The 12,423-nt window shown below is 65.5% G+C and carries 13 protein-coding genes; 8 read left to right on the top strand and 5 right to left on the bottom strand.

The window, feature by feature from the left end:
* Positions 1-66: 66 nt before the first annotated feature.
* From JQ592_RS23255 to coaA, 6 genes are all read left to right on the top strand, one after another.
* The gene (locus JQ592_RS23255) at positions 67-597 is read left to right on the top strand and encodes a DUF2628 domain-containing protein (RefSeq protein ID WP_211405122.1); all 531 of its coding nucleotides are present in this window, start codon (positions 67-69) and stop codon (positions 595-597) included.
* Positions 594-1,244, top strand: coding sequence for an imidazole glycerol phosphate synthase subunit HisH (gene hisH, locus JQ592_RS23250; protein WP_211405121.1), 651 nt, complete (start codon positions 594-596; stop codon positions 1,242-1,244). The genes JQ592_RS23255 and hisH overlap by 4 nt, the downstream gene beginning before the upstream one ends.
* Positions 1,241-1,984 carry a 1-(5-phosphoribosyl)-5-[(5-phosphoribosylamino)methylideneamino]imidazole-4-carboxamide isomerase gene (gene hisA, locus JQ592_RS23245; RefSeq protein WP_211405120.1) on the top strand — a complete coding sequence of 248 codons (744 nt, stop codon included), beginning with the start codon at positions 1,241-1,243 and terminating at the stop codon, positions 1,982-1,984. Before hisH ends, hisA begins: the two co-directional genes overlap by 4 nt.
* A 3-nt stretch (positions 1,985-1,987) precedes the next feature.
* Complete coding sequence (gene hisF, locus JQ592_RS23240) at positions 1,988-2,761, top strand: imidazole glycerol phosphate synthase subunit HisF (protein WP_211405119.1); 774 nt, start codon at positions 1,988-1,990, stop codon at positions 2,759-2,761.
* A 78-nt stretch (positions 2,762-2,839) separates the two neighbouring features.
* Complete coding sequence (locus JQ592_RS23235) at positions 2,840-3,163, top strand: phosphoribosyl-ATP diphosphatase (protein WP_211405118.1); 324 nt, start codon at positions 2,840-2,842, stop codon at positions 3,161-3,163.
* Between the two features lie 24 nt (positions 3,164-3,187).
* Positions 3,188-4,144, top strand: coding sequence for a type I pantothenate kinase (gene coaA / locus JQ592_RS23230; protein WP_211405117.1), 957 nt, complete (start codon positions 3,188-3,190; stop codon positions 4,142-4,144).
* A gap of 359 nt (positions 4,145-4,503) precedes the next feature.
* Here coaA and JQ592_RS23225 read toward each other — a convergent pair whose 3' ends face one another.
* From JQ592_RS23225 to JQ592_RS23205, 5 genes are all read right to left on the bottom strand, one after another.
* Entirely contained in the window at positions 4,504-5,550 is a 1,047-nt protein-coding gene (locus tag JQ592_RS23225) for an AI-2E family transporter (RefSeq protein ID WP_211405116.1), read from the bottom strand.
* An 80-nt stretch (positions 5,551-5,630) separates the two neighbouring features.
* A complete protein-coding gene (locus tag JQ592_RS23220; protein WP_211405115.1) occupies positions 5,631-6,260 on the bottom strand; it encodes a histidine phosphatase family protein in 630 nt (209 codons plus the stop codon).
* 355 nt (positions 6,261-6,615) lie between these two features.
* Entirely contained in the window at positions 6,616-8,841 is a 2,226-nt protein-coding gene (locus JQ592_RS23215; protein WP_211405114.1) for a PAS domain-containing hybrid sensor histidine kinase/response regulator, read from the bottom strand.
* Positions 8,842-8,966: 125 nt separating this feature from the next.
* On the bottom strand, positions 8,967-9,440 hold the full coding sequence (locus JQ592_RS23210) for a hypothetical protein (RefSeq protein WP_211405113.1): 474 nt from the start codon (positions 9,438-9,440) through the stop codon (positions 8,967-8,969).
* A gap of 110 nt (positions 9,441-9,550) precedes the next feature.
* Positions 9,551-11,089: a YifB family Mg chelatase-like AAA ATPase gene (locus tag JQ592_RS23205; RefSeq protein ID WP_211405112.1), complete on the bottom strand. Its 1,539-nt coding sequence runs from the start codon at positions 11,087-11,089 to the stop codon at positions 9,551-9,553.
* 229 nt (positions 11,090-11,318) lie between these two features.
* On the opposite strand from JQ592_RS23205, the gene JQ592_RS23200 reads away from it, so the two are divergent.
* On the top strand, positions 11,319-11,564 hold the full coding sequence (locus JQ592_RS23200) for a PilZ domain-containing protein (RefSeq protein WP_011083489.1): 246 nt from the start codon (positions 11,319-11,321) through the stop codon (positions 11,562-11,564).
* A 79-nt stretch (positions 11,565-11,643) separates the two neighbouring features.
* Entirely contained in the window at positions 11,644-12,420 is a 777-nt protein-coding gene (locus JQ592_RS23195; protein ID WP_211405111.1) for a tetratricopeptide repeat protein, read from the top strand.
* Positions 12,421-12,423 lie beyond the last annotated feature (3 nt).

Raw genomic sequence — 12,423 nt, 5'->3', positions numbered from 1 at the left:
ATCTCCGTCGGTCAACGAAACGCTGCCGGCGGCATCTACTCAATTTCTCGAGAACGGGGCATCCCCATGCCTGTCTACACAGTTCATGCTCCCTTCCCTGGCGGAGCCGACCTGCGTGCGACCGACAAATTCGTCTTCGTGCGCGACGGCTTCCATTTCTGGGCGATGATTTTTGGCCCGTTCTGGCTGCTCTGGCACCGGCTCTGGCTTGCGCTGATCGGCTGGATCGTCTTCCTGGGCGCGTTCGATGCCGGGCTGCACAGCCTCGGCGTCGGCCGCAGCTCGATCTTCTTCGCCAATATGATCATCGCGTTGCTGATGGGGCTTGAGGCCTCCAGCCTGCGGCGCTGGACGCTGTCGCGCGGCAAGTGGCGGTTGCTCGACATCGTCATCGCCGACGACCGGGACACGGCCGAGCGCCGCTTCTTCGAGCGCTGGAGCCAGAAGCAGCACGGCATCGTCAACGATCAATGGGCCGTCGACCGCGGCGGCCCGCCGCCGACCCGCAACACGCCGGGCCAGCAGTTTTCGAACCCGCCGCCGATTCCGGCCGGCGGCATCATTGGATTGTTTCCAGAACCGGGAGGGTCAAGATGAGCGTCGCCATCATCGATTACGGTTCCGGCAATCTGCATTCTGCCGCGAAAGCCTTCGAGCGCGCCGCGCGCAGCCTGGAAATCCCGCAAAAGGTCTTCGTCACCAGCGATCCGGACCAGGCCTACGAGGCTGACCGTCTGGTGCTGCCGGGCGTCGGCGCCTTCGCCGATTGCCGGCGCGGGCTGGATGCCGTCAACGGCATGGTCGAGGCGATCACCGAAGCGGTGCGCGTCAAGGCGCGGCCGTTCTTCGGCATCTGCGTCGGCATGCAGCTGATGGCGAGCCGCGGCAAGGAGCATGTCATCACCGAAGGCCTGAACTGGATCGGCGGCGACGTCGAGAAGATCACGCCGCGCGATGAAAGCCTGAAGATCCCGCACATGGGCTGGAATACGCTCGAGGTGCTCAGGGAGCATCCGGTGCTGAACAAGCTCCCGCTCGGCCCCAAGGGCCAGCACGCCTATTTCGTGCACTCCTATCATCTCAACCCCGCCAGCGAGGCGGACGTGCTCGCGCGCGCCGATTATGGCGGGCCTGTCACCGCGATCGTCGCGAAGGACACCGCAATCGGCACCCAATTCCACCCCGAGAAAAGCCAGCGCTTCGGCCTCGCCCTGATCTCGAACTTCTTGCGATGGAAACCGTGATTCTCTTTCCTGCGATCGATCTCAAGAACGGCCAATGCGTGCGCCTCGAGCAAGGCGACATGGCGCGCGCGACCGTTTTCAATCTCAATCCCGCAGCCCAGGCGCAGAGCTTTGCCGAGCAGGGCTTTGAGTATCTCCACGTCGTCGACCTCGACGGTGCGTTTGCCGGCAAGCCGGTGAATGCCGAGGCCGTCGAGGCGATGCTGAAGACGATCAAGATCCCGGTGCAGCTCGGCGGCGGCATTCGCGATCTCAAGACCGTCGAAGCCTGGCTCGACAAGGGCATCACGCGCGTCATCATCGGCACCGCCGCGGTGCGCGACCCTGAATTGGTGAAGGCGGCCGCGAAGAAATTCCCCGGCCGCGTGGCCGTCGGCCTCGATGCCCGCGACGGCAAGGTCGCGGTCGAAGGCTGGGCCGAGACCTCGCAGGTGACGGTGCTCGAGATCGCAAAGCGCTTCGAAGATGCCGGCGTCGCCGCCATCATCTTCACCGACATCGCGCGCGACGGCCTGCTCAAGGGCCTGAACCTCGACGCGACCATTGCGCTCGCCGACGCCATCTCGATTCCCGTGATCGCCTCCGGCGGTCTCGCCTCGATCGAGGACGTCAAGGCGATGCTGACGCCGCGCGCCAAAAAGCTCGCCGGTGCGATCGCCGGCCGCGCGCTCTACGACGGCCGGCTCGATCCCGCCGCCGCCCTCACCCTGATCCGCAACGCGCGCACGCCTGGGAGCTGACACATGTTCAAGGTGCGCGTGATCCCCTGCCTCGACGTCAAGGACGGCCGCGTCGTCAAGGGCGTCAACTTCGTCGATCTGCGCGATGCCGGCGATCCCGTCGAAGCCGCGATCGCCTATGACGCCGCCGGCGCCGACGAGCTGACCTTCCTCGACATCACCGCGACACATGAGAACCGCGGCATCATGCTGGACGTGGTCCGGCGCACGGCGGAGGCCTGCTTCATGCCCGTCACCGTCGGCGGTGGCGTCCGCAAGGTCGATGACATCAAGACGCTGTTGCGCGCCGGCGCCGACAAGGTCTCGATCAACAGCGCCGCGGTGTCGCGGCGCGAATTCGTCAAGGAAGCTGCCGAAAAGTTCGGCGAACAGTGCGTCGTGGTGGCGATCGACGCCAAGCGGGTCAAGCGCCCGGGCGGCGACCGCTGGGAGATCTTTACCCATGGCGGCCGTAACTCCACCGGCATCGATGCGATCGAATACGCCCAGGAGGTGGTCTCGCTTGGCGCCGGTGAAATCCTGCTCACCTCGATGGATCGCGACGGCACACGGCAGGGCTTCGACATTCCGCTGACCCGCGCGATCGCCGACAGCGTTCCCGTTCCCGTGATCGCCTCGGGCGGCGTCGGCAATCTCGACCACCTCGTCGACGGTATCCGCGACGGGCACGCCACAGCCGTGCTGGCCGCCTCGATCTTCCACTTCGGGGAATTCACCATCCGCGAAGCCAAGGAGCACATGGCCAGGCGCGGGCTGCCGATGCGCCTCGATGCCTGACGACTCCCGTTCGTAAAAATGCTACATAAGCTCACGGGGAATGGCCTCCGTGGCCTCACGTGTTTCTGAGCAAGTCCGATGTCGCGTTTCACGATCCACGACCTGGCCGAGACCATCGACGCCCGCGCGGCGGCCGGAGGCGAGGCCTCCTATACCCGCAAGCTCCTGGACAAGGGCGCCGAGCATTGCGCCAAGAAGTTCGGTGAGGAAGCAGTCGAAACCGTAATCGCAGCAGTCGAAAACGATCGCGCGCATCTGATCGCCGAGAGCGCCGATCTGCTCTATCATTTCCTTGTGCTTTTGAAGGCACGCGGCATAAAGCTGGAAGAGGTCGAGGCCGCGCTGGGCAAGCGGACCTCGATGTCAGGGTTGGAAGAAAAGGCGTCGCGCAAAAGCGATTGATCGAGGCAACGGAAAGGCGGCGTCATGGATATCCGCGCACCCGAGCAGCAGTATAACCCGTACCGCGTTTATACGCGCGAGCAGTGGGCGCGCCTGCGCGACGATACGCCGATGACGCTTGAACCGGGCGAGTTCGACCGGCTGCGCTCGCTGCATGATCGCCTCGACCTGCAGGAGGTCGAGGACATCTATCTGCCGCTATCGCGCCTGCTCTCGATCTACGTCGATGCGATGCAGCGCCTGTATTACGCCGAGCGCCAGTTCCTCAACATCCGCGATCGCAAGGTGCCCTATATCATCGGCGTCGCCGGCTCGGTCGCGGTCGGAAAGTCCACCACGGCCCGCGTGCTTCAGGCGCTGTTGGCGCGCTGGTCGCCGCGTCCGAAGGTCGAGCTGATCACCACCGACGGATTTCTCTATCCCAACGCGGTGCTCGACCGGCAGGGCATCATGCAGAAGAAGGGCTTTCCGGAGAGCTACGACCTGCCGTTGCTGCTGAGCTTCCTCTCAGACATCAAGTCCGGACGCCGCCATGTCCGTGCGCCGGTCTATTCGCATCTGACCTACGACATCGTGCCGAACCAGTGGGCCGAGATCGACCAGCCGGACATCCTGATCGTCGAGGGCGTCAACGTGCTGCAAACCGGCAAGCTGCCGCGCGATGGCAAGGCGGTGCCCGTCGTCTCCGACTTCTTCGATTTCTCGGTCTATATCGATGCCGACGAGGCAGCGCTGCGGCGGTGGTACATCAAGCGCTTCCTGGCGCTGCGCGACACCGCGTTCACCAATCCAAAATCCTACTTCAACCGCTATGCGCTGCTCTCGGACGAGGAAGCAACCGCGACCGCAACCGCGATCTGGGAGCGCACCAACCTCGCCAATCTCGAGGACAACATCCTGCCCACCCGCCCCCGCGCGACGCTCATCCTGAAGAAGGGCCCGGATCACGTGGTGGAGAGCGTGGCGCTCAGGCGGCTGTAGTCGCGCCGGTAAAGATGGGCCCTGGCCGCCCCGGCAAAAGTGTCTTTTGTTGCTGACCGACAAGCGGTATTCCGCTATGCCTTCATAAACGGCGGGAGGCAGCATGGTTGATCGTCTCAAAAGCGCTGCGAAGCAGCTTGAAGCGCCGACCTGTCCGGACTGCCATATCGAGATGAAGTGGTTCCGCTCCGAACTGCTCGCGGACGAGCCGACCCCGATCATCGCGCATCTCTTCGTGTGCCCGCATTGCAAGCGCGCAGCGCAGACCGAGACCATCTTCAAGGCAGACGTACCGCCGGCTAGCAAGCTCTCGGCGCCGCGGCCTACGGCTTCTGCCGCACAACCGGTCGTTTCCGGACCTACTGTTGCGCCTTCGAGCCGACGAAGATGTGCCACGTCGTCAGAAACATTGCGGCGACGAGTGGGCCGATGACGAAGCCGTTCGCTCCGAATGTTGCAAGGCCGCCCAGGGTGGCAAGCAGCACAATGTAGCTTGGCATCCGGATCGACTGGCCGACCAGGACAGGGCGGAGAAAATTGTCCGCAAGACCGATCACGAAAGTACCGAATGCGAGCAGGATGATTCCCTTCGTGACTGCGCCTGCCACAAGCAAATAGAGCCCCACCGGAACCCAGACCAGGGCGGAGCCGAGCACGGGCAGGAGCGAGAGCAGCGCCATGAGAGCGCCCGCCAGCAGCGGCGCAGTCAGGCCGAGCAGCCAGAAGATCAGCCCGCCAAGCGTTCCCTGAATCAGGGCAACGAGGACGATCCCGTTGATCGTCCCGCGCACCGTGAGGGTGAACGCATCGAGAATTTCGGCGGTGTGGCTCGGGCGCAGCGGGAGCGCGTCGCGGATGCGTGTAGTGAGCGCGTCACCGTCGCGCAGCAGAAAAAACAGCAGGTACACCATCACGAGCAGGCTTGCGACGAACTCCAGCGTCAGCTGACCGATGTTGAAAGCGTGCCCGGCGAGCTGTTGGCCGGCGGGGACGACCAGGCTCGACAGGCGTTCCTTCAGGGCCGAAAGATCGATGCTGGTCAGCCGGTCCGAGATGGAAGCAGCCCAGTCAGGCAGCGCGGATTTCAGCCGCTGCAGGTGATGAGCGAAGCTGAGCTCCCCGTTCTGAACGCGCTGATACAGCTCCCCTCCCTGCTCGACGAGCGAAGCGATGACGATCGCCACGGGGATCAACACCATGACGACCACGACGACGACAGTGAACAATGCGGCAAGGTTGTGCCTTCCCGGGAGGGTTTTCAGGGCGCGTCGATAGAGCGGCGCGAAGATGATCGCCAGCAGCGTGGCCCACAGCAATGCTCCGGAGAACGGCCAAAGCACCCAACCGAACGTAACGGAGATCGCGGCAAGCAAGATGAGGAATGAGCGGTCTTCCGATGTTCTCACGTGTTCGCCAGCCTTTCAGTCGCGCGTCACAAGACATCGGTATCACAAGATCGTGGCGGAGCGGCAAGTCGCGAGTCCCGTCACTTGCCCGCTTCCGCGCGCCAATCCGCGAGCTTGATGCGCCCTGCAAAGGTGGCCGGGCCCGAGCTACCGCACCTGTAGACGAAAGCTTCGCCTTCCTGCACGTCGCCGGCCTCCTTGCCGAAGGCATCGGCGATGTTCGTCTTGTGCGTGACCAGGAAGGTGTTGGTACCGGCCTTCGGCGGCGTATCGACGAGCTGGCGCACGGCCTGGCCCGCCTTGGCATTGGCACCGGTCGGGTTTGCCATCCCCGATGCACTGGCGTTGCTGCTGTCCGTCAACGCGTCGACCGGCTTGACCTCGCGGCCGGAGATCAGCTTTGCAGCCTCGATCGCCCGGTTGAGCCGGCTGGTGTAGACATCGCCGATCGGGATCGCGAGCTCCTTGATCGCCGTCCCGATCTGGCGCGCCGCATCCCTGCCCTTTTCACTGAGCTGACGCTGGGCGCCCATATCGTCGAACTTGAAGGGGTAAACGTCCTTTTGGCTGTCGTCGGTGGCAGTGTGCCGAAAGACGAGGACGTAGCCGCCTTGCTGCAGCGATGCGATCAGGTCCGGCGTGTCGGCCGCGGCGGCCTGGGAGCAAACAGCGAGAAAGACAATGACGGAGAGCCGGTAGAGCACGTTCATGCGCGATATCCTCGTCGGAAACCGAGCCCCCGAAGGATGATGACGCGCAGTGCATTGGATTTCAATCGCAGATTGTCGGTCGGGCAAGGCGCTCCTGTCACCACATCGTCATTGCGAGCGTAGCGAAGCAATCCAGACTGTCCCCGCGGAGAGACTCTGGATTGCTTCGCGGAGCCTGTCATCGGGCCGCGCTACGCGCGGACCCGTTGGCTCGCAATGACGGGGAGAGAGCTGCAGGCTGGGATGCCGTAGGATGGGCAAAGGCGCGAAGCGCCGTGCCCACGCTCTGTGCCTGTTGTCGAACGATGCGTGGGCACGCTTCGCTTTGCCCACCCTACGGCAGCGTTAATTGCTGCTACACCGCCAGATGCCGTGACGCCGGGAGGCCGGCCAGTGCCTCGTCGAGCTTGTCGCGGTCGAGCGGCTTGATCAGGAAGCCGTTCATGCCGGCCTCAAAGCAGGCGTAGCGATCCTCTACCAGTGTATTGGCCGTGAGGGCGAGGATCGGCGTGTGATGGCCGCCGGTGGCGGCTTCATGGGCGCGGATGCGTTTGGTCGCCTCGATGCCGTCGAGCTGCGGCATCTGGATGTCCATCAGCACGAGATCATAGGGCGTGCCGGCCGACGAGGCGGCGAGCCAGGATTCCAGCGCGGCCTCGCCATGGACGGCGATGACGACGCGATGGCCGAGTTTCGTCAGCAGCGAGCGCATCAACAGCGCGTTGATCTCATTGTCTTCGGCGACGAGGATCGACAGGCCTTTCACCGGCGCCGTGCTCGTGGAGTCCGCCGGCGGTTCCGGCGCGAGGTCGGGCGAGGGGATCTCCGGCGTCAGCGTCAGGCGCGCGGCGAGCGAGGCCGCGCGCAGCGGCCTCACCAGAAAGCCGGTGAAGGCCGGCGAGAGTTTTTCATGGCGCGAGCTCGACGTCAGCAGCACCAGCCGTTGCGGCGCATGCGCGCGGGCGAGTTCGCCCAGCCGGTCGGCGATGGCAGGACCGATCGCGCGATCGACCAGCACCGCGTGCCATGAACGTTCCGGCAGCAGCACTTCCGCGACAGTGGCGTCCGTCACCAGGCAGGTCTGACTGCCCCAGCGCTCCAGGCGCCGCGCGATCAGCGAGGCCTCGATGCCCTCGGCGATCAGGAGGATCGACTTGCCGGTCAAGTCAGGGCTCGGGAACGTCGTCTGCCCCGCGCTTCCTTGCGACGGCGCGAGCGGCACTGCGACCTCGAAGGTCGCGCCCTTGCCCGGCTCGCTGGTCAGCGTGATCCGGCCGCCCATGCGCTTGACGATGCGTTCGCTGATGGCGAGGCCAAGCCCGGTGCCGCCATAGGTGCGGGCGACGCGCTCGTCGGCCTGCTCGAACTCGCGGAAGATGCGCTGCTGCGCTTCGGGCGCGACGCCGATGCCGGTGTCGCGAACCAGGAAGCTGATCTCGTTCGGCCAGATGCCGGGTTCGACGATCAGCGCGACGCCGCCGTTCGCGGTGAATTTGATGGCGTTGCCCGCGAGGTTGAGCAGCACCTGGCGCAGCCGTGCAGCGTCGCCGACGACCTCCAGCGGCAGGCGCTCGTCGACATAGGCGGCAATTTCGAGCTGCTTGGCCTGCGCACGCGGCGCCAGCAGCTCGGTGATCTCCTCGATCAGGGTCGAGAGCGCGAACGGACGCTGCTCGAGGTCGAGCTTGCCGGCCTCGATCTTGGAATAGTCGAGCAGCTCCTCGATCAGCGCCATCAGCGCTTCGCCCGAGGTCTTCACCGCCCGCGCATAGGTCGTCTGCTCCGGCGTCAGATTGGTGTCGAGCAAGAGGCCGCCCATGCCGATGATGCCGTTCAGGGGGGTGCGAATCTCGTGCGAGGCCATCGCCAGGAAGCGTGACTTGGCGCGGTTGGCAGCATCGGCCTGATCGCGCGCCTCCGACAGTGCACGCTCGGTCTCGGTGCGATCGGTGACGTCGCGCCCCACGCTCTGTAATTCGGCCGCCTGGCCGGCGTCGAGCCGCACGTAACCTTCGCGCCAGGCGATCCAGCGCGCGCCGTGCGGTGTGGTGATCTTCTGGTCGTGGATGCGCGTGCCGTTGCTTTCGCGGGCGCTGTCGCCCTGCTCCAGCACGTCGAAATCGAAGCGCGTGCCGACCAGCGCGCCGCGCGCCTGTCCCGCGAGCGCGCAATAGGCGTCGTTGGCGAAGGTGATGCGGCCCTGATGGTCGCGCAGCACGATCAGGTCGCCCTGCTGCTCGAACAGGCTGCGGGCGCGCTCCTCGGCTTCCTTCAGCTCCCAATTGCGGTCGATCAGCGCCTCGTTGTGGGCGGCGAGGGTGCGCATCCGCTTGTTGACGAAGCGCAGCCGCATGCTCAGCGTGGCAAGGCCAAGGCAGGCGAGGGCGAACAGGAAGCTCGCGCCGATCGCAAAGGCGTTCGGATCGTAGCCGGAATTTTCGGAGCGGCTGCCCGAGACGAAGCCATAGGCGCCGCCGAACGTCGCCGAGAAGATCAGGAAGGAGCGGATCGCGAAGGCGATCCTGGGATGCTGCCGCCTGAAGCGGCGCATGCGCACCTTGATCCGGAACGTCCGACCCATCGCCACCGATCCTGTCTCTTGTCCGAAACCCCACCGCCGCCGCGTGCGACGATGTCTCGCTGACCTTGCGAACAGCTTGAGGCTTTGGCGCCGCCTCCAAACAGGGTTGACGAGGTGTTAACGGCTCAGAGCGAGGCGGCCTGGAAAGGGAACGGGCGTTGGCCGTTATGGGCGCCGACAATCAGCGCCGCCGCTTCGCGCTGCGAGAATGACCTGGAGCGCACATAGATGCGGTAATCGGCGGGGCCGTCCGTCGAGAGATAAATCACCGGGCCGCCATCGACCGGCTGCGCAGCGATGGTGACGAGGCGGTTTGCCGGATTGGCCTGGCAGGAGTCGGTCTCGGAACCGAGGCCGTCATCGACCACCGCGAAGTCGGCGGCGTCCGCATCCTCGGTGATCTGGACCCTGACCGTAGCGCGCGCGGGATCGTCGGTGAAGGCGACGTGGACGCCGGCGGTCCAGAACAGGGATGTCAGCTCGACCGAGGTTTCGCCCAGGGCGATGCAGGGATGCGAGACCGATCCGATCTCGCCGCGGGCAAATACGGCAGCCGCCAACAGGGGAACAACCGAGGCCAGGATCTTGAAACGCAACATGACACTCTACTCGCCAGGCCCGAGTGAACGACTCTTGGAGAACTCGTTGGGCCTTATGGTTTGCAGAGCGTAAAGGAAACTCGTTACCGCCGGGTTGATGCGCGGAATGATCAGGCGAGCTGGCGCACATCCTCCGCGAGTGCGCGGTAGGACAGCGCCTCGGCGAGATGCAGCCGGCCGATCTTGTCGGCGTGATCGAGGTCGGCGAGCGTGCGCGCCACCCGCAGCACGCGGTGATAGCCGCGCGCCGACAGCCGCATGGTCTCGGCGGCATCGCGCAGCAGCTTGGCGCCCTGCGCGTCGGGCTTGGCGATCTCCTCCAGCACGGAGGCGGGCGCTTCGGCATTGGTGCGGATGTTGGGCAGGCCCGCTTCAGTGTAACGCGCGAGCTGAATGTCGCGCGCCGCGGCCACGCGTGCGGCGACCTCGGCCGAGCCCTCCGCCGGCGGCGGCAGGATCAGGTCGGCGGCGGTCACGGCCGGCACCTCGATGCGCAGGTCGATGCGGTCCATCAGCGGGCCGGAGATGCGGGCCTGGTAGTCGGAGGTGCAGCGATCGATGCGGCCGCGCTTGCAGGCATAGCCGGGTTCGAAGGCGTTGCCGCAGCGGCAGGGATTCATCGCCGCGACCAGCATGAAGCGCGCAGGGTAGGTGACGCGGTGATTGGCGCGGGAGACGGAGACCTCGCCATTCTCCAGCGGCTGGCGCAGCGAATCCAGCACGCGCGGATCGAACTCCGGCAGCTCGTCGAGGAACAGCACGCCCTGATGCGCGAGCGAGATCTCGCCGGGCCTGGCGCGCATGCCGCCGCCGGTGAGCGCGGCCATGCTGGCGGAATGATGCGGCGAACGGAACGGCCGCCGCGACGTCAGCGCGCCGCCCTCGATCTCGCCGGCGACGGAGGCGATCATCGAGACTTCCAAGAGTTCGCCCGGCGACAGCGGTGGCAGGATCGAGGGCAGGCGCGCCGCCAGCATCGACTTTCCGGCGCCGGGTGCGCCGATCATCAAGAGGTGATGTCCGCCGGCGGCCGCGATCTCGAGCGCGCGCTTGGCGCTTTCCTGGCCCTTGATGTCGCGCAGGTCGAGCTTTGAGGCGGCCGCTTCATGCACCTTCGGCGTGGGCCGCGACAGCACCTGCGTGCCCTTGAAATGGTTGGCGATCTGGATCAGCGATTGTGCGGCGATGATCTGGATATCAGGGCTCGCCCACGCCGCCTCCGAGCCGCACGCCGCCGGGCAGATCAGGCCTTCCTCGCGCTGATTGGCGCCGATCGCGGCGGGCAGCGCGCCAGCCACCGGCGCAATCGAGCCGTCGAGGCCGAGTTCGCCGAGGACGGTGAAGCCGGTCAGCGCATCCGGCGGGATCGCGCCGATCGCCGCCATCAGCCCGAGCGCGATCGGCAGGTCGTAATGGCTGCCTTCCTTCGGGACGTCTGCCGGCGCCAGGTTGACGATGATCCGCCGCGCCGGCAGCGCCAGGCCGGAGGCGATCAGCGCCGAGCGCACCCGCTCGCGCGCCTCCGACACCGCCTTGTCCGGCAGGCCGACGATGGCAAAGGCCGGCAGGCCCGGCGCGACCTGCACCTGCACGTCGACCGCGCGGGCCTCGATCCCCTCAAAGGCGACGGTAGAAACCCGTTGAACCATGCCCGAACCAGCCTGCCCTCTTGCACAATTGAGGGTAGCAGGAGGCGCGGCGCTCTGCAAGAACAATACAGGAACATTCTCCAGGGGCCGGGCCAGTTCCTAAACAATCGTAAACACGATCCCGACACTACGCCGCGAATGCGAGCTTCTGTCCTCAGCACATTCCAACGAATGTTCGCTACTCCTAAGGGTGCGGGATGGGCCGTGGTCTAACGGGTGAACAGTTAAAATGCTTGCAAATCGCCGGAGAAGCGAACGTCGGGTGTGCAGCCGGCTCGCCAAGATTCATTTTGGGGCGGGCTCGCTGCCCAGGGACTGCACGATTACGGATATCTCGGACGGGGGCGTGAAAGTCGTGGCGGAATTTCTGGAAGTGCCGCCGCAGTTCACCATCATCTTCGCGCCGGACTATTCCCGCCAATGCCGCCTGCGCTGGCGCATCGGCTGCGAATTCGGTGCGGAATTCACCGACTAATTCCGATCGATACGCGTCCTTAACGGGACTTTAGCGTTAATCGGTAAGCATCTCTGATCAGTTGCCGAGTGATCAGAGTATGCCCACGCGTTCCTCCCTCGCCTTCCCCCCGGCGAGATTTCTGCTTTCCGCGCTCATCGTGCTTGCCCTCGGCGGCTGTCAGACGACGAGCCTCGAGGACGTCACCGGCGCGCTCGGCGGCAAGACGGAAACAGCCGGCAAGGCCGACGCCAAGCCGAACATGGACGCGTTGCGCGAGCGCTATCGCGCCAAGCCCAGCGATCCCGCAATTGCGATCGAATACGGCAAGGCGTTGCGCGACAGCGGCCAGCGCGCCCAGGCGGTCGCGGTGCTCGAGCAGGCCGTGCTTGCCCATCCCAGCAACAAGGCGCTGCTCGCCGGCTACGGCCGCGCGCTCGCCGACAACGGCAATTTCCAGCAGGCGTTCGACGTTCTGGGCCGCGCGCATTCGCCTGAGGATCCCGATTGGCGGATCCTGTCGGCGCAGGGCGCGGCGCTCGATCAGCTCGGCCGCAACGAGGAGGCGCAGCAATATTACGCGACCGCGCTGAAGATCGTGCCTGAGGAGCCGCAGGTTCTGTCGAATCTCGGCCTGTCCTACATGCTGCAGAACAACCTGCCGCGGGCCGAACAGGTGCTCGGCCGCGCCTATCAGCGCAATCAGAACGATGTGCGGATCCGTGCCAATCTCGCGCTCGTGCTGGGATTGCAGGGCCGCGAGGCCGAGGCTGAAATCCTCGTGAAGGCAGATTTGCCGCCGGACCAGGCCGCGGCCAAGGTCACGGCGCTGCGCCAGTTGCTGGCGAAGAAGCAGCAGCAGCGGGCCGAGAAGTAGCCC

The sequence above is a fragment of the Bradyrhizobium iriomotense genome, from assembly GCF_018129405.1.
Classification (GTDB): domain Bacteria; phylum Pseudomonadota; class Alphaproteobacteria; order Rhizobiales; family Xanthobacteraceae; genus Bradyrhizobium; species Bradyrhizobium iriomotense_B.
Note: the sequence above shows the minus strand (reverse complement) of the source record. Positions and strands in the feature narration are given on the sequence as shown.